Genomic DNA, 24,824 nt, shown 5'->3' on the forward strand with positions numbered 1-24,824 from the left:
AAGAAGTCGGCCATGAATACCGCGGGAGAGCAGTCACATCGCATTCCCGCGGTACCGCTTTATGCGCTGTTGGCGGTGGGCATCATTGTGGTGGCATTGCTGTCGGTGATGTTCGGCTCACGTATCGTCTCGCCCAGCGATGTGGTACGGGGACTGACTTCCGGCGCCAACGACATCGCGGCGGCCACGGTGCGCACGCGAGTGCCACGCACCGTGCTGGGCCTCCTCGTCGGAGCAGCGCTGGCGGTCGCGGGTGCGCTGATGCAAGGAGTATCACGCAATCCACTGGCTGACCCTTCACTGCTGGGTCTCAACACGGGTGCGGCATTCGCCATCGTCATCGCCATCACGTTCTTCGGTCTTTCGACGCCGAGCGCCTACGTATGGGTCGCGCTGGTCGGCTCCGCAGCCACGGCGGCACTGGTCTGGGTCATCGGCTCCTTGGGACGTTTCGGCGCCACCCCGCTCAAGCTCACGCTTGCCGGAGCGGTGCTGAGTTCCGTGTTGAGCTCGTTGACCAGCGCTTTGCTCTTGCCCCGAGCGCAGACCATGGCGACTTACCGCTTCTGGCAGGTCGGAGGCATCTCCGGCGCTCGATTCAGCCTCATGCTGCCAATCCTCCCACTGCTTGCTTTGGGATTCATCATCGCGTTCGCCGTCGCCCCATCGCTCAACGCCCTTGCCCTGGGTGACGAGATGGCGATTGGGCTTGGCGCACAGCTCACGTTGGTTCGTGTGACCACCTGGACCGGCGCGGTTTTGCTGTGCTCGAGTGCCACGGCGCTGGCCGGACCCATCGGGTTTGTCGGACTGGTCGTGCCCCACGCGGCGAGATTGCTCGTCGGAGCCGATTATCGCCGCATCATGCCGTTGTGCGCGGCACTCGGCCCGTTGCTGCTTCTTGCGGCCGATGTTATTGGCCGGGTCATCACCCGCCCTGCCGACGTTGAAGTCGGCATCGTCACCACTATTATCGGCGCCCCGATTTTCCTGATCCTCATCCGCCGCCGCAAAGTAAGCGAGGTGTGACGTGGCCGATTCACTACAAAACCACATGTCACAGCGCGATGCGGAACGCGAACTCGGGAAGCGATTGCGCCGTGCACGCCGCCGCGCCAAGTCGCGTTCAGTATTCGTCACAGTACTACTGCTGTTCGCACTATTAGTGCTGCTTTACTTGGATCTCGCCTTCGGCCACGAAATCTATTCGTCTGCCGATATCGCCTCCGTCATCGACAGAATGCTGCACGACGAAACCGTCCCGGGTCTAAGCTTTGCCATCGGCGAGCTGCGCATGCCACGGGTCATCATCGGCGCGCTGTGCGGCGTGGCATTCGGCATGGCCGGCGCCAGTTTCCAGCACATGCTGCGCAATCTCATGGCCAGCCCCGACATCATCGGCATCACCGCTGGCGCCAATACCGCAGCGGTATTCGGTATCGTCATCCTTGGCCTTTCGGGAGTAGGGCTTTCGGCATTTGCGCTTCTGGGAGGTCTGGCCACGGCAGCGCTGATCATCTGGCTCTCCTGGGAGCACACGCCCAATATCGGCAAACTCATTCTCATGGGCATCGGTCTGGCCGCAGCGCTCAATGCCCTGACCTCGTGGATTCTCATCCGCGCCGACCAGTGGGACATGCAGGCGGCCCAACGCTGGCTGACCGGTTCGCTGAGCGATGCCTCATGGCAGCAGGTCGGTCCGCTCGCAGTCATCGTCATCGTGACGGGTCTGTTGCTCACTTTGCTCAACCGGCATATCGACATGCTCCGCCTTGGCCCCAGCATGGCCACCGGCCTCGGCGTACGCGTCGCACCCACGCAGATTGCCGTTCTGCTGCTGGCGGTTATCCTGCTCTCAGCGGCCACGGCCACCAGCGGACCCATCGCGTTCGTCTCGTTCCTGGCCGGCCCCATCGCAGCCTGGTTGGCCGGACCCAATAAACCGGCCATCGGACGCGCCGGTCTGGTCGGCGCGAGCTTGGTCTTGGCCTCCGATATCGTGGCGCAGCACCTGCCCGGCGCACACGTGCCCGTAGGAGTAGTCACCAGTCTTATCGGCGGACCAATTCTTGTCATTCTGATGATTCGCATGGCCCGCAACAAGGAGGTTTGATATGGGAGTTCTCACCAGTCATGATGCCAATCACCAGCATCCGGCGCACACCCTTAAGGCGCGGCACGTCGCACTTTCCTATGAGGGCCGACAAGTCGTGGCCGATCTGTCGCTGGACATCCCCGCACATCAGGTCGGTGTCATCATCGGGCCAAATGGATGCTGCAAATCGACGTTGCTCAAGGCCTTGGCGCGGTTGATCAAGCCAGACAAGGGGTCGATCATGCTCGACGGCCAATCCCTGAGCGACGTGCCCACCCGCGAGGTGGCCACCAAGGTCGGGCTGTTACCGCAATCACCGCTTGCCCCGGAAGGCATCACTATCGCCGATCTGGTGACCCGAGGGCGATACCCATATCACGGCCTCACCGGCGGCTGGAATGATGACGATGAGGAAGCCGTCGCCCACGCTCTGGCTGTCACTGGCCTCGCGGAACTCGCCGATCGGCCCATCGAATCGGTCTCCGGCGGTCAGCGTCAGCGCGCCTGGATTGCTCTGGCACTCGCTCAGGAAACGGATATCCTGCTGCTGGACGAGCCGACCACCTACCTCGACATCGCTTACCAAGTCGAGGTACTTGACCTGCTGAGCTACCTCAACGCCGAAGAAGGCGTGACAGTGGTCATGGTGCTGCACGATCTCAATCTCGCCGCGCGCTACGCCGATTGGATGGTGGCGATGAAAGACGGCACCATCCGCGCACAGGGCACCGCCCAGGAAGTACTCACCGAACCGTTGCTACGCAACGTCTTCGGCTTGAATGCCTCTGTCGCTACCGACCCGAGCACCGGCCTGCCGATGGTCGTACCCGACAAATCCCATTCCCTTGCCGCACAGCGCGACCTGAGACTGTTTCAACCGGCCGAGGCTGTCGATGAGTGCTGAGACGACACCGAATAGCACGAACATGGCGACCGAACCCGCGTTCCAGCCCTATCTGGTGCACGTCGCCCGCAAGCAACGGCTTTCGCCGCACTTCATGCGCATCGTCTTCACCGGCGACGAACTCGACCACTTCGGCAACGACGGCTACGACCAACGTATCAAGGTCATGCTGCCAATGACGCTTACCCACGGCGAAAGCCAGGCGTTATGGGCCGATCCGCTGTTGTTCGACCACGAATCGATCGCACGCGGCGGATGGTGGGAGCAATGGCGAGCCCTGCCGCCTGAGAATCGCAACGTCTTCCGAACTTATACCGTCCGCGCTATCGACCAAGCCGCACGAGAGGTGACCGTTGATTTTGTGCTGCATCACGATGCCGGGCCTGCCGGCAGTTTCGCCGCTACTTGCCAACCCGGTGATATCGCCACGCTCATCGGACCCAATGCTCGTTCAGAAGATTCGGCCATAGGCATCGATTTTCATCCGAACGATGCCGATTCAGCCTTGCTCATCGGCGATGAGACCGCAGTTCCCGCCATTTCTTCGATTCTCGAAGGGGTCGTGCGCGATGGCTGGCTTGGACGCATCGAAGTGTTCGCAGAAGTGCCCTCAGAGGACGATGCTCTTGACTTGATTCGGCCGGAACAGACTGCCATTCATTGGATCTCTCGGGGCAGTGCGCCTCGCGGCCAACATGTACTAGCCGCGCTTCTTGACCGCTATAGGTCTTTCAACCCCATACCGGGTCGAGGCCATCCGAATGAGGCACTTCCCCTCCCCTCCTACTGTTGGATTGCCGGCGAATCCTCCTTGGTTCGTGACACCAGGCGCCTTTTGGTCAACGAATTCGGCATCGCCAAGGAACGCATATCGTTCATGGGCTATTGGCGCGAAGGCAAATCCGAGCTATGACACATAGCGGCTTCGTGCCCAATGCGTTCAGCAAACCGAATATCGTCGTACAACGATGAATAAATAGATACGAATATCACATATGCCTCATTACCCAGAGCAGAAAAATTCAAGAATTGTGCCGCCCCTTGCTGACACAATATTGGTATGACTGAATCGAAAAACAACCTTCGTACCAACGAAACCATCGAAACGCTGCTGAACCGCCGTTCGATCCGCAAGTTCAAGCCGGAAGCCATCGATGAGCAGACCGTCGCCACGCTCGAGACCGTGGCGCAGCACGCCGCCTCAAGCCAGTATCTGCAAGACTGGTCGGCCGTACGCGTGGAAGACCAAGACGTCAAGGATGCCATTGCAGCAATCTGCCACCAGCCCTACGTGGCCGAGGCGCCGCTGCTGTACATCTTCATCGCCGACGAGCACCGCAACGCCGCCATCGCCAAGCGCAAGGGCGTCAGCATCCACTCCGACGAATTCACACTCAACGCCAGCTACCGTTTCTCGCAGGCGCAGAACGACGCCGTACTTGCGCTGCACGCCATGGAAACGGCCGCCTATTCACTTGATTTGGGCTGCGTGATTCTCGGCTCTGTACTCAACGATCCGAGCAAGCTCATCGAACTCCTCCACCTGCCGGAATTCACCTACCCCGTGCTCGGCCTCGCCATTGGCAAGCCCGACCAGGCCCCGGCGCTGAAGCCGCGCATGGAACGTTCCACCCAGTTCTTCGCCGACCGCTATCCTGCCGACGACACGTCTCTGATGAGCGACCTCGACGAGTTCGACGACACGGTTCATCAGTATTACGACCTGCGCAACACTGAGCGCCCGGTTGACGCCTTCAGCGACCAGATCGCCAAGAACGCCGTCGACACCGGTGTCTTCAGCCGTGCCGTCAAGCCTGCCGCCGAAGCACAGGGCTTCCGTCTCGACCACTGAACATAATCTGAATCCCGAAAGTGCACTTTTCCCACATCACAGTCAGAAAAGTGCACTTTATTCAATGACCGTACTTGCATGTTTCTGATACCACTGTCAGAAACATGCATTCTGCGACTGGCCACTTGCACTTTTCAGACGCCACTATCGAAAACATGCACTTTAACCGGCTGATAGTGCACTTTCATAGCATCGTCAGAAAAAATGAACTATAGATGCGGACTCAATAAGCTCTGCCGATTCGCAAGAAACAGGAAATTACCAGCTAGCGCCTCCGCGGTTTGAACCCACGCTTGCGGGAATGATGCTTGCCACGTTGCGCAGCGGCCTGGGCACTGACTCCCCGCAAAAACTGTTCCTCTTTGGGGTCGTGATGGGTCAGGTGCCAACCGCCGCAATATTCACACCGATAAACCCATAGCTCGGCATCGCGCTCGATGAAGGCCTGCCGGGCAGCGCGCTCGGCCTGGGCCTTGTCGCGGTAGATGATCTTGCGCGAGCTGGCGCAACGTTTCGGGGTGAAGTAGTGCACGCCCCTACCCTAACAACGCGGGATTACACAGATCAGACGTCCGCCAAATCCTTATTCCGCGCAAACGAACAACTAGCGCACGCACACACCAGCACTTAGCGACGACGCATAATGTCAACCAGTTACCTACGTCGCGGTAATTCATACACGCCAAAAGCGGGTCAACTGCGCCTGATTCGGAACCAGACGCGGTTGACCCGCATGAAAATATTGACCACTGATTTACGGCAGATCGTTGCCAGCGGCGGTGTAGAGATCGTACCATTCCTGTGCCCTAATCTCGACATCGGTTCCGGCCATCATCTCCTGCAGATATACCAGAACGTTCAAGACAGGCACCACGATAGGATATGAGCATACGAAACAGGAAAATAAGCGTAGACAAGGCAAGAAGCGACCAGAAATATGACCAACGATAACAAGGCAGACAGCGGCAATATGACAAACGAAAACAATGCCGAGAAGGCGATGAGCGTTGAGGACGTGCGCGCGTATAGCGAAAACTACAACATGGGCAGCGCGGCGCGGGCCAACCATGTCGCGGCGAATGCGGCAGTCAAGAACGGCGTAATCAAAGCCGCAACCAGCTACGAGGGCACACGCGAGTTGACTCACGATTTTTCCATCGAGCTGAAACAAGGCAGCATCACCGACCAGCAGCGCAGCGGACGATGCTGGATGTTTGCCTCGCTCAACACCTTGCGTTACGAGCTGATGCACCGCTGGAAACTTGAGGATTTCGAGTTTTCCGAGACCTATCTCTTCTTCTGGGACAAGTTCGAGAAGTCAAACACCTACCTCGAAAACGTGCTTGCCACGCTTGACGAGCCGACCGAAAGCCGCACGTTCGAAGCAATCAACGCCTATCCGGCCGATGACGGCGGATGGTGGCAGATGTTCGCCAATCTAGTTAACAAATACGGGCTGATGCCGAAGTCCGCTTACCCGGAATCCGCCAATTCCAAGGATTCTGACGCTTTTACACAATATCTGACCACGAAACTGCACCAAGATGCCATCGAGTTGCGTGAGCGTCACAGCAAGGGTGCAAGCATAGATGAATTGCGTACGCTGAAGAAACGTTACATGGAAGACATTTATCGCATCTGCGTGATTGCACTGGGCGAACCACCGGCCAAGTTCGATTGGCGTGCACGCACGAAAGACGACGAGGACGACGACAAGACCGAAGCTCAGAAAAGCGGTCCCAAATTCGACAAGGCATCAAAGACTTCGGATGGTTCCACCCAACTTGACTCTGCGAAGACCGACGCAAACAACAAATCCGACAACGCACAAGGCGAATCGGGCATCGATGAACGCAAACAGATCGTGGAACACGACATCACACCGCTCGAGTTCTACCACAAATATGTGCCGGTGGACGTCAACGACTTCGTGACGCTGTGCAACAACCCGATGAAGGAACGCACGTTCTACACGAATTACGAGCTTAAATACTCCACCAATGTGGCCGAAAGCGGCGATCTCAGCTTCACCAACGTGCCGATTGACGTGCTGCGCCAGGCCGCGGTCGACCAAGTGAAGGCCGGGCACCCGATCTGGTTTGCTTGCGATTGCATGCAATACTGCGTGCGCGACGGCGGCTACTTCAGCAAGCAGGCCGTGCGCGTGGACGAACTGTTCGGCACTGACTTCAACATCGACAAGGCCAACGGCCTCAAATATGGGGATTATCCGAGCAACCACGCCATGACCATCACCGGCGTGAACCTTGACGAGAACGGCAAGCCGAACCGTTGGAAGATCGAGAACAGCTGGGGCAAATCCACCGGCACCGACGGCTACTACGTGGCAGACGGCGAATGGTTCGACCAATTCGTCACCGAAGTCATCATCCGCAAGGAATTCCTCGACGCCAAGACGCTAAAAGCCACCCAAGCCGAACCCGTCAAGCTCGACCCATGGCAAACACTCAGCGCCCGCTGCGAGTGACGCCAATCATAAGATTTACGACAACTCAAAATGCTAATAATACGCAAAATGCTAGTCCGAAAACATAATAAAAATGCCGGCAGGGGACGGGCCTACCGGCAAATCGGCTGCGATTCGTGACCCTACTGGGTTAGATCATATGCAGTACTACATACACAGCGAGCCCAATACCTACAAGCCAGAGTGGCACCATAGTCAGCACAAAACACACACTGGCCGTTCTCTTGCTCAAGCTGCGCGACAAAATCCGGAGCAGCCTGAATATCTCTGCTACAAGACGGGAAAATGGTCCCGTCGGTCCTCTTCGAGTGCTCATGACACTCCTTTCACTAGTAGTGAATTGTTTTGTCCCGAATCAGATTCGAAGCCAATCCGGAACTGTTAAAATAATATCTCTTGTAATGCTGGAATCCAAACTTCATCAACGGTTGCACCAACTACGTGACGGAGACATGATCAAAAAATAAGGGCACGCTGATGGAAGAACAGGGGAAACGAATCCAGAAAGTGTGTTACTATTATCCCAGTGGTTGAAGCTATTCGAACAATTGCCAACAGACCGCCGTCATCGCCGTCATTAATTTTTTAGGTAGTTGAGCTGCAATCACAGGCTAGCTTTCACTAGTCGTGAATTGTTTGGGAGCCGCCGTAAGGCGGCTCTTTTTTATTGAATAACCCAATCTATTTATTCACAATAAGTCACAAACTAGGGTTATAGGCCAAAAATATAAAACACATGACTTTGAAATTCGTCCGCAGACAGTCATGCACTCGTTCAAATACAAGAATTTGATAGCCCCAGCATGCACAAATACAATCCAGAAAAGAGATGCCCGGCGGAGAGAAAGCCGCCGGGCGAGAGAAGAGAGAAGAAGGTTCAATTATGGGATTCAAAGAAGAAGAATCTCGTCAGTAGTTCAACTGCTGACATCTTTAATATAACTACGTCTTCCTTGGAGAAACGATGTGCAAAACTCAAAGAACTCTGTGAAAATTGTAATGGTTTTGTAACGACTCGACAAGAAGGCTGTTCTACTGCGGAACAACTAACGAAATGGCGGCTTGTTCAGCGAAAACCCACCGAGCAAGCCGCCATACAAACCGCTTATTTCTGCTCTTTCTCCGCCAGCTTCTCCTTGGCTTCTTCAAAACGCTTGGCTTCTGCTTCCTTACGCGCCTGAAGATCAGCCTCGAAACGGGCCAGCTCCTCGTCAACAGCTTCCTTCGGAATCTTCTCGAAGATTGGAGACGGCTTCGGTACTGGCGTGCCCGAAACAATCGCCTCGCTCTGCCATGGATGCACGGTCTTGCCGAGCTCGTAGTCGCCGGTGATAATCGGATACTTGAAACCGGGCTTGTCGAGGTCTTCAACTTCCTCGATATGCGCGGCAGCGGCGAGAATGTGCCCGTACCGCCAAGCGCCTCCCAGACCTTCTGCGCAGAGTGCGGCAGGAACGGAGCCAGCAGATGGTTTGCATCGCTGACGGCCTGCGCGCAGATGTGCAACACGGTGCCGAGGCGCTTCGGGTCGTCCTTGATCTTCCAAGGCTCGACCGCGGAGATGTACTTGTTGATGTCGCCAACAACCTTCATGGCATCATTCAAGGCATTCTTCTGATGATGGTGCTCAATGAGCCCACCAACCGTATCGAAGGCATCAGCCGTCTCTTCGAGCAACGCGCGATCCTCGGCGGTCATGGAATCCTCGTCAAGCTCCGGAATTTCGCCGAAGTTCTTGTACATGAGGTTGGCAACGCGGTTGACCAGGTTGCCCCAACTGGCTGCAAGCTCCTCGTTGTTGTGACGCACGAACTCGGACCAGGTGAAGTCCGCATCGGAGGTCTCCGGACCGGCCACGGAAATGTAATAGCGCACAGCGTCAACGGGGTAACGCGCCAGAATGTCCTTGACATAGATGACGATGCCGCGCGAAGAGCTGAACTTCTTGCCCTCCATCGTCATGAACTCGCTGGCGACGACCTGCTCGGGCAGGTTGAGCTTTCCGTATTCGCCAGGCTCGCCACCCTTGGAGCCCTCGCCGTTGTAGGCAAGGAGTTCAGAGGGCCAAATCTGAGAATGGAAGGTGATGTTGTCCTTGCCCATGAAGTAGTAGCCAGGAGACTGCGGATCGTTCCACCATGCCTTCCATGCGTCCGGGTCGCCCTTGCGGCGGGCCCATTCGATGGATGCAGACAAATACCCGATGACCGCATCGAACCAGACATAAAGCTTCTTGTTGGGGTTGTCAATCCAGCCGTCGACTGGCACAGGGATGCCCCAATCAATGTCACGCGTGATGGCACGCGGCTTGACTTCTTTGAAGAGGCCCAGCGAGAAGTTGATGACGTTGGTGCGCCAACCCTCGCGGGTCTTCAACCATGCCAGATTCGCTTCCGCGAGCGCCGGCAGATCGAGGAAGAAGTGCTCGGTCTCCTTGAATTCCGGCGTTTCGCCGTTGATCTTGGAAACAGGGTTGATCAGTTCGTCCGGGTCAAGCTCGTTGCCGCAGTTGTCGCACTGATCGCCGCGAGCGCCATCAGCCCCGCAAATCGGGCAGGTGCCCTCGATATAGCGGTCGGGCAGCGTACGGCCTGTGGAAGGCGAAATCGCGACCTTCTGCGTACCTTTATATATATAACCGTTCTCCAGGCACTGCTTGAACAGCTCCTGCACGACGTGCTCGTGATTGCCCGTCGTGGTGCGGGTAAAGAGATCGTAGCTCAGACCAAGATCGCACAGATCCTTGGCAATGACGCGGTTGTAACGGTTGGCCAGCTCCTGCGGGCTCACGCCTTCCTTGTCCGCCTCGACCAGGATTGGGGTGCCGTGTTCGTCGGTTCCCGAGACCATCAGGACATCATTGCCCTTCATACGTTCATAGCGCGCGTACACGTCGGACGGCACGCCGAAACCGGCTACGTGGCCGATGTGGCGGGGGCCGTTCGCGTACGGCCATGCAACGTTCACCAAAATATGAGTCATAACTACCGATTATTGGGCCCAGCGGGGACAGCAAACAAGCCTTTTGTATAGCTTTGCAATACAACCGAGGCAATCAGCGGCATGAAAACACTTATTGACCGTGTCCTCCACAATTTTCGTGGCGCCGTCGCGAGTTATACACATATCCACTTTTACGGTTTTCTCATTTGCCAATGCCTCAATGAGGCGGCTACATTGCGACCCATGAACACTACAACAATTACCAAGCAACGCACCAACCGCACCAACGCCCGTAAGGCCGAAAGCAAAGACGGATACCTGAGCACCGGCCGTCCGCCACCACCAGCGAACTATTCCATGCCGACGTCAATGCCAATGCTGATGAGCAACCGCGATCTGCCGGGGCCGTTGAGCATGAACCGGCTCGACGATGTCGGCGCAGTGCACCGTCTCGATGGCTTCAACGCCTATCTCGCGGAATATTCGGACACGCTTTTCGGCAGAGGCGTCATCATGACCAAGGTTGTGCCGAGACCTTGCATCGCTTGCGGCCGAAGTGCGCTGTGGGTGTGGATGGGCGGCACATTCCCCAATGTCATCGACATCATCTCAGGCTCGCATTATCGCTCGATGGTCTACGGACGGCCCATCAAGACCTACAAACGCAACGTATCAGCCGGACACTTGAGCACCATCGGCGGGCTCAAACTCACCTCGCCGACCAGGACGACCTGCGATATCGCGCTGATGGACGAGCGCACTATGCCACATAAGCAACGAACGGAATTGGCCTACGCCATGATGCAGGAATATCACGTTGATCCGGCGGACTGTCTGAAAATCCTCGACGAAAACCGTTTCTGGCCCAACATCGCACAAGCCAGGCAATTTTTCAAAGCGCTCGAATACTGCATCTGAATACCACTTGCGGAAAAACAGCTGAGACATGAAGGGGCAGGAGAAAGAAAGGAGATAAGGATAAGAGAAATAGAAAGCAGTGAAGAAAACTCAGTAGAAGGAAACGGGCGAAAATAGGCATGTCTGGATGCCGATTAAGCCCATCAATGCAATGAAAAAGGGGAGGAAGGTATCATGGTGTAATTGCACTAATGCCGACTAGTCGCGCTGCAGCGCACACGGAAGGACGGATTTGTCATGTCATCACCAGCTAATCAGGGGCAGAACCACGACGCTGGGAGGTCAAAACACACTTCATATGGCGTGCACCCAATCCAGAGCGTCAAGCATGTGATGCATATCGGGACAGGCTCGGCAACCGGCGAATCCGGTAAGGCCGGTTCAGCAGGCAAGACGGCAGAACCAGAGATGCAGAAAGTGCACGTCCGCCGCCAATTCCTGCGCGAGAAGGACATCACCGTCGTCGAGGAAAAGACCCTGAAACAAGCCATCGCGGGCACCGTGGTCGGCAACTTCATGGAATGGTATGACTTCGGCATCTACGGCTACCTTGCGGTGACCATGGCGAGCGTCTTCACCAGTGGGCTGCCAAAAAGCATGAGCCTGATCGTGATGCTGCTGGGCTTCGCAGTGAGCTTCCTCGTCCGGCCTTTGGGCGGCATTGTTTTAGGTCCGCTCGGCGACCGCGTGGGACGGCAGAAGGTGTTGTTCCTGACCATGGGCATGATGGTGGTTTCCACAGCGCTTATCGGTATTTTGCCGACCAGCAAGCAGATCGGCGCGTGGGCCATCGTCCCGCTCTACGCGCTGCAGATGGTACAAGGCTTCTCGACCGGCGGCGAATATTCCGGCGCGACCACCTATATCTCCGAATTCTCGCCCGACCGCAAGCGCGGCTTCTACAGCGCCTGGCTCGACATGGGCTCCTACATCGGCTCGGCATTCGGCGCTGCGATGGTGGCCGTCACCACAATCCTCGTCGAGAACCACTGGGGCCCGAGCGCCATGGTGGTCGGCGGCGGCTGGCGTATTCCTTATCTCCTGACCATTCCGCTGGGCATTCTGGCAATGGCCCTGCGTACCCATATTCCCGAAACCCCGCAGTTCGCGGCTCATCAGGAACGCCAAGAGGAAGAGCAGGAGCATTGGTCGCACGAGGCGCGCGAGGCCGCGTGGAGGCAGGAATCGCCTTGGGACCGCCCCGGTACGATGCTTTATGTCATCAAGCGCCATTGGCGCCGCCTGCTTATCGCCGTGGCCATCGTCGCAGCCACCAACACCGCCGGCTATGTGCTCACCAGCTACATGCCGACCTACCTGCGCGAGGAAGTCGGCACCACGCCAACCATGGCCGCCGCTGCGACTGTACCAGTGCTCATCATTATGGCGCTGTGTCTGCCGCTGATCGGCCATCTTTCCGACATCATCGGTCGCAAGCCCATCTACGCCATCGCTGTCATTTCAACGTTCGTTCTGGTGTATCCAGCCTTCCAACTGCTCCATCGCGGCACATTCTGGTCCATTCAGGGCGCATTGGCGATGATTGCCGTTCCGGTAGCCTTCTACGCGGGTGTCTCCGCGAGCACGCTGCCGGCGCTCTTCCCGACCGAATCGCGCTTCTCGGGCATGGGGCTCTCCTATAACTTTGCGGTATCCCTCTTCGGCGGCACCACGCCGCTGGTCTCGCAGGCACTGATTACCCTGACCGGCAACCACGACGCCCCCGGCTTCTACATCATGTTCTTCGCCATCTTCAGTGGCATCGCCTGCATCGTGATGCGCGAATCCTCAAGTCGCCGCTACCCGGCTCCATGCCAACGGTAGGCAGCGAAGAAGAGGCACGCGAACTCGTTCTGACCCAGGAGCAGAACCCGAATCTCGACACCAGCACGATGCCGATGCCGATGATCACCGTAGAAATCCCGGCAGGTCAGACACTTCCCCAGCGTCCGGAAAACATTCACCCGGTTACCCACCATGCTTCGGAAACTCGCCTCGACCCCGACTCGGAAGATAATCCCGGGAACGATTCAGACGCTTCTGCGCAGAGCCACCCGGAATCCCATGACGCCGAGAACCAGCACCCTCAGGCCGCCGACGCCCAAAACGACCTTCAATAGCAGAATGCCGAATTCGCCGGGGCCTACGATGGCTGAGTCTGACTCCTGCCGCTCCTACGAGTAACACCACAAATCCGACGATCATGCCCGTCAGCACCGGATCACCTTTGACGTCATCCGGATCGGGAATGGGGTCGGGAATCGACTGGCGCGTGCCGGTGATGATGAGCCGTTGCGTATTGACACCATAAGGCGTACAGGTCATCAGTGTGACCAAGTCGCGCCCCGGAACCACCTTGTAAAGATGCGTATCCGCAGGATCGATGACATGGATGCCGGTAACGCGATAGCCCATGGTACGGCCCAACGTCCGCACATAGAAAATATCGCCACGCTTAATCTCGTCAAGCCGTGTGAACAACAAGGCACTCTGTAACCCGCTGTGCCCACTGAACACTGCGTTGGTGGACGGCCCACCCACCGGCAGGCTCGTACCGTACAGGTGACCGGCCCCATGTTCCAGCACCTTGTCGGAAGTGCCATGGTAAATCGGCAGTTTCACCGAAATCTTGGGGATACGGATGGAGCCCATGATGCCATCGCCCTCGTTGAGCAATGACTGGTACTGGCCGTCCTTTTCACTGACAGTGCGGGGATTCGTCTTGTCGGAATCAAACGGGTCCACAAATTCGCCCAGTGACTCCTGCCCGCCGTCGTCAGCGATATGACGGTTGTATGCCTGAGCAAGCTTGTATTCGTTCACAACCTTGCCTCTCGGCCATTTCGCGACCAGACTTAGGGACTTGGACTGCTGCATCTGTTCCAGATACATGCTCCTCACCCATTGCGCCGGGCACCATGCCAACGCCACGATGAATGCCACCAACGAAACGGCGATGCAACAATCGACGACGATGAAAGCAAGACGACGCGAACGGCCGATGTAGCCACCGTTCCGACCGATTACTCGTTCAAAGACCGACTCATCATCCTCAGGAGATTTGTCTGGCATTCTCGATGGCGCTGCCATATCCCCTCCTACTTCAATCAGCCCAATACGACAAAACGGGGTGGGGCCCCAACAGGCAGGGTCTCACCCCGGCGTTATTGACGCCTGGTTCGCCGACATACCGCTATCTCGACGAACCGATTCGGCATCAAACACACCTTGGCCGCCCGACGAATCATCCCGCCGGGCAACAGTTGCTTAGCCATCCGCTCATTCAGAGCTGAATGTCAGCGGTATTCTCCGACTCGGCCGCCATATGACGACGAACGGAAATCAGCGCACCAGCAAGAATGCCAAGCGCCACGGCAATCAGCAGTATCAGCGCCACGCCGGCGCCACCGGTAAGCGGCAGCTGTGCGATCGAGGAGATGTTCCTGACGACGACGGCATTGTCCTGATCCATGGCCACATCGATCAAACTGGTGGACGTTCCCTTGGCGTCAATCAAGCCGTACACCAAATCCTTGGTGTCGCTGAAGGCGGAAATGGCGTCGTTCGTCTTATCAGCGCCCAACGTCACATCGGTGGACGGGGACACATTGAAGAAGCCGTCGCCAACCTTCACTTCCTTGACGGTATAGGTGCCGTTCTTCAGACCATCGACGAGAAGCTGACCGTCGGCTGCAGGATTGTCAGAAGCACGAGTAGGCGTGGAAGCCGGGGTCGAGTAGACCTCGAGATCGGTGCCTGCGGTGGTTTCGGTCGGCACGCCAGCCTTAGGGCTGGTCTGGTCGGCAGCCTTCTTGTAGGAGCCGTTCGCAACCTTCAAGAAGTTGATAGTCTTACCGGTCGCTTTGTCGGTCACTTGGAACCGAGCGCCCGGAACACCAGTGCCATCGGTCTTCTTGATGTTCATGAGATCGAAATGACGGAGATATGCCTTAGCGGCAGCGCTGCCGTTAGTTGCATCGTCGCTGCTCTTGTCGTTAAAGACCGAACCATTGGTGCAGGTAGAGTCAGTGGGGCTGCAGTTGACAACGAGACCGGTCGCAGGATCGGTTGTGGGAGTGTCGCTCTGGGGCTGATGGCTGCTGTCGTTGGAGTACGACAGCGTGACGCCGTTCTTCAGCGCTTCGCCACTTTTGGCATTGTCGGTAATCGTCATGGTGTAGGTGACCACGATGGAAGCCTTATACGTCCAGGTGCGAATCGACTTGGAGAAATCGAAATTCACGAAGGTCGTATCACCGTTAGCAGCAGTAGTGGTCTGCACCGCGTAATCGCTTGTAGTCAGTGTGGAGGTACCGACCTTTACGCTGACACTACTCGCATCGAATTTCAGGCCGGGGCCCGGGTGATCGGTCATGGTGAAGGCATAGTGACTGAAACCAGTGGTCAGCGGCACAGCGCTGGTGAGCTTATAGCTCACGTGGCCACCGACGGTGACATCGCTGGCGGCAGCGTCCATGGTCTTGCTGACCGAAGGCGCGTCGCTCTTCATATCGAGCACACCAAGGGTTTGCGTACCAATCTTGGTATATTCCTTGCCGTTCGTGCCACCGAGCTTGATTCCGGTGCTCACCAGCATCGGGATAGCGTTGCGAGGTGCAACGCCGGTACCCCACGAGGATGTGACATCCTCGACGAGATAAATACCAGGCGTGGGGACGCTGATGGACGTCGAAGTGCTGCCCGCCGTCACAGGACCGATTTTGAGCGTGGAAGCAGCAATCTTGCTAGCAATGCCGCTTTCCCCAGACAAACTGGTAACGAACGTACGAAGGTTGCCGTCCCAGCCATGTTTGCCGGGAGACACGGCCGTAGCGGTATTCGACGTGGTGTCGCCTCCGGCATAGCCGGGCCACAGCGAAGTGACCTCACCAATAGGGTTGTCGGTAAACTCTGGAGCCGCGGCGCTGCCTGTACCTTTGGCAGCCAGCAATGCAGCTGTTGCGTCGTCCTTGACACTCGCTTCGGTATCGACCGAAAGCGACGACAGGGCATCCCCGTCAGCCATGACCTGGTTGTATCCGCCGAGCTTCAGTGCAGCGAAGGAATGTTTCTGCAACAACGCAGCACTGCCGTTGATGGTGATATTCACCGGCGCGACATTCGACAGGTCCACAGTCGTCGAAGCAGCGTTCGCCATCCCCAACGGCGCCAACGCGAGCAGGGTCGCGGCCGCGACCGCAGCCCCTGTCACCACGCGGAGACGTGATTTCTTGTTCATGTGAATAAACCTTTCTTTACTCTTGTTTTTTGGTTACATCTGATCCGAACGCATCCGCTGCAAACGAATGCGAGCCGGAAAAATTGTGCATGCGCAGGTCTGCGCCGAATATGTCTTGCGTCGCCGTAATCCTGCACACGAGACGCGCAGCAGCGTGACACCGATAAACTGTCTGTCATCGCGAGCGCCTTCCTTCATGAGGTCCATGAGGCGAACCATCACGTAACGACTGGCGCCACATGCGTTCCAACAGATAGAGAGTCAATGCCAAAGCGGCCGCAAAAGAGACTATGGCCAGAGTCCTGCGAATATGGGAACTACCAGTGAACGGAAGCTGTTCGGCCGCAGGCGCTCCCGTGAGCTTGGCCGTAACGGCTACCGACTCGTTGCCGATCGGCACCGGCCCAGTAGCACCGACATTGACCACATGCTCCTTGTCGCCCGTTCTATCCCTAGCCGTGACAACGATATTGCCTGCCCGCATCGTCTCCGGAATCGATATTTTCCACGCGCCGCTGTCGTCCGCGGTGAGCTTGACCGGCGAGCCGACAGGCCATTGCACCCACACATGGGATCTGGTCGGGTTTCTAGGGTCGACGACCTTGGGTTTGATCACCTTGCCGGTGAGAAAGCCGGAGCTACGGTCAACCGGATCGACGGTGACCGTCGGAGGATACATGTCGATGATCTGGTTGTTCACCATACTGACCGTCGGAGGCTGCTTGTGCTGGCTGTCGTTGAGCACCCCATAAATCTGGTACCAGATGTAGGTATGGCCCGAGGAGTCGGAGAAATCGGCACCGTCGAAATGTGTAGGGTCGATGTCGCAACTCCACGTACCGGTCGACGGCTTGTCCGGAGTCGCGGCGCTGACCGGCTTCCCACTGCAATCCGATATCAGCCATTTTTGGTCCGGCACACTCAGCGAATTCACGCGAGTCGAAGCAGCCCCGATCGGCGCATTCTTCTCAAGAGCCGATTTCGTCTCCGCAGTCGCACCATTGACCTGAGGAACCACATAGACATCGAGCAGATTGTCGCCACGAGCCGAATCGAAGTTGCCAGCAATCTTGACCTTGGCCCCTTTGGCCAACGCCGAAGTCGTGCCATCTGCGCTTCGGATGCTGTGCGGCACGGTCAGTTTGGTGATTTCAGGATTGACATTGACGTCGACCTTGAGCTCACCTTCCGCAAGATCGGAGAATTTCGAGCTCACCTTATCCGCACTGGTATCCACTTGCCATGCGTGGTAACGCACATATTTGGCTCGGTTGGAGTCCAGTTTCGTGTCATCCTGAATCTCCCAGGTGCCATCCGGTTTCACCTCGGTCGTACCGACATAATCCCCTCGGGTGTCGGGGTCATCGGGATGCAGGGTATTGACTGGCTTATCGGGGTTCTCACGGAAAACCGTCACGGTGTTGCACTTCACCCTGGTGCCATCACTGGCGATGGTGCCGCAATCGGCGTTCACTTCGTTCGCTGGTATGGTTCCGGTGATTCTGCGGGTATTCGGATTGACGTATTTACCAGTCGAATCGGCATCCACTGACGTGATAATCGGCTTGCTGGGCCTTTTGACGCTAAATTTCGCAAAGGCGGTATCAATCGTTATGCCCTTTTCGATGACGCTCTTGATCTCATCCTGGGACGTTTGATCGGTGATGTGGATGTGATGACTGGGATCCGTCTCGCTATAGAGCGGATTGTAGGCATCGCGAATGCTGGCGGACGACCCACCGGTCGGCGGATCCGTCGCGATGCATCCGTCATACGACTGCGGGCCATCGAAATTCGAAGTCGTCGGCGTAGTGGTGACCGGCCAAGTCACCAGTTTGAAATAGCCATCAAACTGCTGCTGCGCCTTAGCTTTTCCAAAGTCGATGCTGCCGTCGGCGTTCATCACGCTTCCCGACGTTCCTGCATTGGGGAGCATAAGGTTGAAGGGCTTGGCGGGACTATTTTTGGCGACATAATCGTCGCTTCCATTGTTGGATGTCGACTTGGGCTGCCCATTGACCTGCTGCACGTCGGGGGTCAACGCATCGACGGGATACCATTCCTTGCCGTTCTTCAGGCCAAACCATTGGTAATAGAACGAATAGTTGCGCGAACATGGCCAAGGTCTCGTCACCGTGTTTCCTTGGGCGTCCTTGGCTGTATACAAATTACTGGAGACCACGTTGTACCACTGCACGAAGAAGGAATTCGCAGGCGCGACCATGGGATTGGCTGTGGCTCTTCCCGAGAACCCGTAATCGGTCACCAAACCCCAATTGGCCTGGTTGCCGCTCCAAAGGCTCGGTGTGCCATCCCATCCGATCAACGAAAGCGGCCCGTTGCTGCGTTTCGGCAACAATGCATTGGCATCAGCCACAGTCGTCACACCATCGGTTCCACCGTAGCGGTAATCGTACATGTACGCTGGACTGTTCTCTGCAATGTTGGCGACATAACTGGGATCAGCGAAGTCCGAATAGCTGATGCTATCTGCCTCGTTTTTCGCGCGTCCGGGAAACGCAGCAACATACACGTACTGCGGGCTAAATTTCAGGCCGCCGACATTATTGGGTGAAGCGTTAATGCCGGTGGACTCACCATATGCGATGTCGCCTTCGACGGAAATGGTCAGAAAATCATATGAACCGGCCATCATCACATTATGAATCGTGAAAAACTGAGCGTTGTTCAGCGCCCAATCAGTGGCCGCATCCTGGCCTCCGGACGTGTCACTGGAATCCTCGTCACCACCATACGTATTGAGATAGTGTGCCACCGTGAGATTGGTGTTGGGCAGACCGCCACGCGAAAAGACGACCTGCATGCCGCAATTTTTGTTCGCATCTCCAATTCCTCGCGCACTGGCCGCACGCCCGAGAGACACACAACTCGGATCCACCATGCCATGCGGCACACGCACCACGAAGTCCATACGCAGCTCATCGGCAATGTTCCAGCCCTGCATCCTCGTGTTCTCGCCCAAGAACTCATACAGCTTGGGCTTGCATTCCACCCTCTCGTCCATGGGCACCGTGGATGCCTTGTTTTCCACGCAATGCATCGGATAATCGGCCTGCGTCAGATTACCCACCCCGTGAACAGCAGTGCCATCCTGCGGCGCAACGCTCGCCGAATCCGCCATGACTTCGGCAGAACTTACGGAGAGCATGCTTCCTATCACCAGCAACATGACGACAACCGCCCATAGCAACCTCGGGATCAAGGCAACGAACGATTTAGACCGTCCATTACGTTGACGGCTTGTTCTCGACAACACTTTTCGTCTCATCTCCTTCGGCCACGCATCACCACGTTGAAGAAAATCAGCATTTTTGGCTAATTATCTATTTATCTGCACGTAAGTACGAATGTTGTCATATTTTAATGTGACATACATCATACATCTTGTCTTGTTATTAGACAAATCATGACGCTATGTATCGCAATTACGAAGTTTGAGGACCACTTCGTCTCATCAATGCAGTCGAGCGATTCGAACATAGAAAAGGGCCGTCTCCCGGAAATCCCGGGAGACGGCCCTAAAACAAACCGATTGGTTGACTATGCCACCAACGTGGAGAACTGGCTGTTGTAGAGGTCGGCGTAGAAGCCACCCTTCTCCAGCAACTCGTCGTGAGTGCCGCGTTCGATGATGTCGCCATGGTTCATGACCAGAATCATGTCCGCATCCTTGATGGTGGAGAGACGGTGCGCGATCACGAAGCTCGTGCGGCCAACCGTCAGGTCATCCATCGCCTTCTGAATCAGCTCCTCAGTACGCGTATCGACCGACGAGGTGGCCTCGTCCAGAATCAGGATCGGGGCATCCTGCACCATCGCGCGGGCAATCGTCAGCAACTGGCGCTGGCCCTGCGAAAGCGAGGAATTGTCGTCGAGCACGGTGTCGTAGCCCTGCGGCAGCGACTGCACGTAATGGTCAAGACCGACGGCCTTGCACGCGTCTTCGATCTGCTGGTCGGTGACGCCCTTCTTGGAGTAAGCGACGTTCTCCTTGACCGTGCCACGGAAGACCCATGTATCCTGCAGCACCATAGAGAACTGGTCGTGCACGTTGGCGCGCGGAACCGTCGAGGTATCGACACCGTCGATGTACATGGCGCCGCCGTCGATGTTGTAGAAGCGCATCAGCAGGTTGACCATGGTGGACTTGCCGGCGCCGGTCGGGCCGACGATGGCGACCTTCTGGCCGGCCTTCACATCCGCGGAGAAGTCGTGGATGATCGGCTTGCCGGGCTCGTAGCCGAAGCTGACGTTCTTGAACTCGACATCACCACGCACGCGGGTGGGTTCACCGGTCTTGGAGTCGCGACCGAGCAGCGCAGGCTTGTTGCTCTCGTTGCTCATCTCAGGCTCCTCGAGGAAGCCGAAGACGCGCTCGGATGCTGCGGCGCAACGCTGCAGGTTCTGGAAGGCCTGAGCGAACTGCGAAAGCGGCTGGGTGAAGAGGCGGACGTACATCATGAAGGCCACGATGACGCCGAACTCGATCTTGCCGTTGATGGCGAGCGCACCGCCGACGATGCAGACCGCGACGAAGCTCAGGTTGCCGACCATGTTCATCATCGGGTTCATCAGGCCCGAGAGGAACTGGCTCTTCCATGCGGAATCGTAGAGGTCGTTGTTGTACTTCTCGAAGCGACGGATGGAGTCGGCCTCGCCGTTGTACGCCTTAACGACGGTATGGCCGGAATACATTTCCTCGACGTGGCCGTTGACGTCACCGAGCGCGATCTGCTGGCGAGCGAAGTACTTTTGCGAGAAGTGCATGATGGTCATCATGATGATGACACCCAGGACCGAGATGGCGATGGCGCACAAGGTCATGATGACGTTGTTGTAGAACATCATGATCAGCGAGCCGATGAACAACGTGGTCGAGGTGATCAGCATGCCCAGCGACTGGCCCAAGGTCTGGCCGATGGCGTCGACGTCGTTGGTGATGCGCGAGAGCACGTCGCCGTAGCTGGTGTGGTCGAAGTACTTGAGCGGCAGCTTGTTGATCTTGTCGGAAATCGACTTGCGCAGGTTCTGTGCGATGCGCTGGGTGACGGTGGCCATCATCCAGTGCTGCGCATAACCGAGGACGGCATAGCCGACGTACAGGCCGACCAGCAGCCATGCGATGCGCGTGACTTCACTCATGTCGACCGCGCCCATCACGGGACGCCCGTGCACCATGGCAGGCAGGCCCTTGGCGATGGCGTTGGTCATGTTCTTCAGTTGGTCCGGTCCGACAATCTGGCAGACGGTGCCGATGGCACCCAAAACGAGCGCGATGACGATGGCGGGCAGGTATTTGCGGCAGTAACGCACCAGCTTGAGCATCACTCCGCCGAAATCGGCCGGCTTCTCGACCGGTCCCCTCATTCTTGGCATTTGTTAGCTACTTTCCTATTGATTCTTACGTTTGTTGTGATCTTTGGCATTGCCGATGTCGGAACGGCGGAGCGCGAGCACCTTATCGGTGCATTGATTTGGTGCTGCAATCGTGCAGCATCCCAACATCGCGCTGACTCCGCCGCCCCTCAGCTATCAGGCAGCCAGCTCGTCGGGACTCAGCTGGGACTCGGCGATCTCCTTGTAGACCTTGCAGTTCTCGAGCAGTTCCTTGTGCGTGCCCTCACCGACGACCTTGCCGTCGTCGAGCACGACGATGGTGTCGGCGTCCATGATCGTGCCCACACGCTGGGCGACGATGAGCTTGGTGGAGTCGGCGGCGTCCTTCTTGAGGGCGTCACGCACTGCACGGTCGGTCTTGAAATCGAGCGCGCTGAAGGAGTCGTCGAAGACCATGATCTCCGGGTGACGGTAGACGGCGCGGGCGATGGAAAGCCTCTGCTTCTGGCCGCCAGAGACGTTGGAACCGCTCTGAGCGATGGGGGCATCGTACGTGCCATCCATGCGCTCGACGAACTCGTCAGCCTGCGCCACAGCGCTGGACTCGCGGACGTTGTCCATCTGCTCGGGGGTCAGTTCGTCGCGCTTGTCCTCGCCGGCGATGAGCGCCAGTTCGCGCTTGCGGCCCTTGGCCGTGGAAGTATCCGCAACCTCGACGGTTTCGGAATCGCCTGGGCGGTCGCCGTAGCTCACGTTGGATGCCACGGTGCCCTTGAACATCACGGACTGCTGCGGCACGTAACCGATCTTGTCGCGCAGGGACTTGATATCGTAGTCCTTCACGTTCACGCCGTCGATGAGCACTTCGCCCTCGGTTGCGTCGTAGAAACGCGGAACCAAGTTGACCAGCGAGGACTTGCCGGAACCGGTGGAGCCGATGAAGGCGATGGTCTGACCCTTCTTCGCGGTGAAGTTGATGTCTTTGAGCATTGCCTGGCGAGTGCCGGGATAAGCGAAGCTGACGTTCTTGAACTCGATGGTTCCGGTCTCGCCGGGCTTGCCTTCCTTCAAGGTGCCGGACTTGACGCTCGGCTCGGTGTCGAGCACTTCCATCACACGCTGGGCGGAGACGTCGGCGCGAGGCCAGAGCACGAAGACCATGCTCAGCAGCAGGAAGGCCATGATGACCTGCATTGCGTAGCTGGAGAAGACGACCATGTTCGAGAAGTCGGTGAGCTTGGTAGCTGGAAGCTGCGCGTCCTTGATGAGGTAGGCGCCGATCCAGTAGATTGCCAGGCCCAGGCCGTTCATGACGCTGGACATGACCGGGTTCATCGCGGCCATTGCACGGGTGGTGAACAGCTGGGTGTTGGTCAAATCATCGTTCACCCTGGCGAACTTGTTTTCCTGATAATCCTCGGCGTTGTAGGCGCGGACGACGCGCAGGCCGGTCAGGTTCTCGCGGGCGACGGCGTTGATGTTATCGGTCAGTCGCTGCATGGAGCGGAACTTCGGCATCACCAGAATCATGATGACGATGACGAAGACCAGCATGGCCACCGTGGCGATGGCCGTGGCGACCGTCCACTCGAAGCCCTTGCCAGCAATCTTGCAGATTGCCCAGACGGCCATGATCGGCGCACGGAAGATCAGCAGAACGCCCATGGTGATGAACATCTGAATCTGCGTGATGTCGTTGGTGGAGCGCGTGATCAGCGACGGCGTCGAGAACTTGCTCATCTCGGCCGGGCCGAAGGATTCGACCTTGCGGAACTCGAGCGAGCGCAGGCGCTGGCTGAACGAGGCGCCGATGCGAGCCATCAGGTAACCGACGGCGATGGCGCAAACCACCGACCCCAAGGAAACGAGCAGCATCTTGCCGCCCTCTTTCCAGATGTCGGCCATTTTGCTGCCTGGCGTCTCAACAAGCGCCGTAACGCTGGACATGTAGTCCGGCAGTTTCAGGTCGAAAAAGACCTGCCCTGCGATGAACGCAAGGCTCAGCAGCATCTGCCCGATCTCCGTTTTGGAGAGATATTTGCTGATGCGAAGCATGAATCCCCTTCCATATTTTTGTTTTGGCCCCGGAGTCTTAATTACCGAGCACCCATAATGATTAACGATGTTAAATATTTTATTGCCTGAACGTACAATACTCGCGGCCGCTGGATTGCGTCTGGTTTTCACCCAACGCGTAGGAATCTGCGAAACGTATGTGAGGTTTTGGCAGCCACCGCGCCTTATGCCAAGAAGCATTCATCGGACAATGCAGCACGAAAACAGCCCTCAGAACCCGCGTCCCGTCACGAGTACATACGATTTACCCGTCGACTTCCGGCGAAGAGGCTTTCGCCTTCTCTTCGTCTTGTTCACGCTTGGCGGCAAACGCCTCGTGAACTTCCTCAGCGGTAGGCCGAGGAGCACCCGGTTTGCACACGGACATATAGGTCACGAATTCCCGTGAAAGATCGACGAACTCGCGAGTGCGCCGCTCGCCCATCTGCGAGAAAATCCAACGCACGACGGAATCGATGTCATCGCGGTCGTGTTCGGCTTGTTCCGTACCTTTCGGCGTCAACGAGACGAGAATGTTGCGACGGTCATGATCGTCGATTTTCCGCGTAACGTAGCCCTTTTTCTCCATGCTGCCAAGCAGCGCGGAGATCCTGCCGGAACTGGCGTGCAAGGCCTCAGCAAGCCGCGAAGGAGTCTGCGTACCGTGCTTGAGCAGATGGCGCAGCACAAACGGCTCGCCTTTGCCTGCACCTTCAACCTGGTGCCACATGGCCGATTTGTTGCTATGCACTTCGTCACGCAGCGTCTGCAACGCTTCTTGTTCGAATCCCATGGCCCCTCCTCGTTCGGCTACCCAAAAAGTCTAACACCAAAAATAGTAAACACCGTTAGTATTTCATGTATTGTGAAGCAATTCACATTGAAAGACGAAATCCGAGTCCGTATATCCATGAGCGTCCACCTATTTTTACGAACACCACTCACCAATAAACGGAAAATCGTAAAGATGCT

At 57.1% G+C, this 24,824-nt stretch carries 15 protein-coding genes and 1 pseudogene; 8 read left to right on the plus strand and 8 right to left on the minus strand.

Annotated features, from left to right (window positions below; genetic code table 11):
• Window positions 1-12: 12 nt before the first annotated feature.
• From OZX57_RS08205 to OZX57_RS08225, 5 genes are all read left to right on the plus strand, one after another.
• A complete protein-coding gene (locus tag OZX57_RS08205; protein WP_277162145.1) occupies window positions 13-1,029 on the plus strand; it encodes an iron ABC transporter permease in 1,017 nt (338 codons plus the stop codon).
• Between the two features lies 1 nt (window position 1,030).
• Window positions 1,031-2,113 (plus strand): iron ABC transporter permease, encoded by a 1,083-nt coding sequence (locus OZX57_RS08210; protein ID WP_277162146.1) that lies wholly within the window; start codon window positions 1,031-1,033, stop codon window positions 2,111-2,113.
• A 1-nt stretch (window position 2,114) separates the two neighbouring features.
• Window positions 2,115-2,999, plus strand: coding sequence for an ABC transporter ATP-binding protein (locus OZX57_RS08215; protein ID WP_277162147.1), 885 nt, complete (start codon window positions 2,115-2,117; stop codon window positions 2,997-2,999).
• A gap of 22 nt (window positions 3,000-3,021) precedes the next feature.
• Complete coding sequence (locus tag OZX57_RS08220; protein WP_277162148.1) at window positions 3,022-3,912, plus strand: siderophore-interacting protein; 891 nt, start codon at window positions 3,022-3,024, stop codon at window positions 3,910-3,912.
• A gap of 147 nt (window positions 3,913-4,059) precedes the next feature.
• The gene (locus tag OZX57_RS08225) at window positions 4,060-4,851 is read left to right on the plus strand and encodes a nitroreductase family protein (protein WP_277162149.1); all 792 of its coding nucleotides are present in this window, start codon (window positions 4,060-4,062) and stop codon (window positions 4,849-4,851) included.
• Window positions 4,852-5,116: 265 nt separating this feature from the next.
• On the opposite strand, the gene OZX57_RS08230 is transcribed toward OZX57_RS08225, so the two are convergent.
• Complete coding sequence (locus OZX57_RS08230) at window positions 5,117-5,383, minus strand: hypothetical protein (protein WP_277162150.1); 267 nt, start codon at window positions 5,381-5,383, stop codon at window positions 5,117-5,119.
• 438 nt (window positions 5,384-5,821) lie between these two features.
• On the opposite strand from OZX57_RS08230, the gene OZX57_RS08235 reads away from it, so the two are divergent.
• Window positions 5,822-7,339, plus strand: a complete 1,518-nt coding sequence (locus tag OZX57_RS08235; RefSeq protein ID WP_277163000.1) for a C1 family peptidase — start codon at window positions 5,822-5,824, stop codon at window positions 7,337-7,339.
• Window positions 7,340-8,444: 1,105 nt separating this feature from the next.
• Here the strand turns inward: OZX57_RS08235 and metG are convergent.
• Window positions 8,445-10,321 (minus strand): annotated as a pseudogene (gene metG / locus OZX57_RS08240) (methionine--tRNA ligase).
• Between the two features lie 204 nt (window positions 10,322-10,525).
• On the opposite strand from metG, the gene OZX57_RS08245 reads away from it, so the two are divergent.
• Window positions 10,526-11,200 carry a hypothetical protein gene (locus OZX57_RS08245; protein WP_277162151.1) on the plus strand — a complete coding sequence of 225 codons (675 nt, stop codon included), beginning with the start codon at window positions 10,526-10,528 and terminating at the stop codon, window positions 11,198-11,200.
• Between the two features lie 333 nt (window positions 11,201-11,533).
• Window positions 11,534-13,024: an MFS transporter gene (locus OZX57_RS08250; protein ID WP_277162152.1), complete on the plus strand. Its 1,491-nt coding sequence runs from the start codon at window positions 11,534-11,536 to the stop codon at window positions 13,022-13,024.
• 144 nt (window positions 13,025-13,168) lie between these two features.
• On the opposite strand, the gene OZX57_RS08255 is transcribed toward OZX57_RS08250, so the two are convergent.
• From OZX57_RS08255 to OZX57_RS08280, 6 genes are all read right to left on the minus strand, one after another.
• Entirely contained in the window at window positions 13,169-14,290 is a 1,122-nt protein-coding gene (locus OZX57_RS08255; protein ID WP_277162153.1) for a class C sortase, read from the minus strand.
• 193 nt (window positions 14,291-14,483) lie between these two features.
• Window positions 14,484-16,439 (minus strand): isopeptide-forming domain-containing fimbrial protein, encoded by a 1,956-nt coding sequence (locus OZX57_RS08260; protein WP_277162154.1) that lies wholly within the window; start codon window positions 16,437-16,439, stop codon window positions 14,484-14,486.
• A gap of 175 nt (window positions 16,440-16,614) precedes the next feature.
• On the minus strand, window positions 16,615-19,608 hold the full coding sequence (locus OZX57_RS08265; RefSeq protein WP_277162155.1) for a hypothetical protein: 2,994 nt from the start codon (window positions 19,606-19,608) through the stop codon (window positions 16,615-16,617).
• Between the two features lie 392 nt (window positions 19,609-20,000).
• Window positions 20,001-21,836: an ABC transporter ATP-binding protein gene (locus OZX57_RS08270; RefSeq protein ID WP_277162156.1), complete on the minus strand. Its 1,836-nt coding sequence runs from the start codon at window positions 21,834-21,836 to the stop codon at window positions 20,001-20,003.
• 156 nt (window positions 21,837-21,992) lie between these two features.
• On the minus strand, window positions 21,993-23,852 hold the full coding sequence (locus OZX57_RS08275; RefSeq protein ID WP_277162157.1) for an ABC transporter ATP-binding protein: 1,860 nt from the start codon (window positions 23,850-23,852) through the stop codon (window positions 21,993-21,995).
• A gap of 265 nt (window positions 23,853-24,117) precedes the next feature.
• The gene (locus OZX57_RS08280) at window positions 24,118-24,645 is read right to left on the minus strand and encodes a transcriptional regulator (protein WP_277162158.1); all 528 of its coding nucleotides are present in this window, start codon (window positions 24,643-24,645) and stop codon (window positions 24,118-24,120) included.
• Window positions 24,646-24,824: the final 179 nt, after the last annotated feature.

The sequence above is a fragment of the Bifidobacterium sp. ESL0682 genome (assembly GCF_029392815.1).
Lineage (GTDB): Bacteria > Actinomycetota > Actinomycetes > Actinomycetales > Bifidobacteriaceae > Bifidobacterium.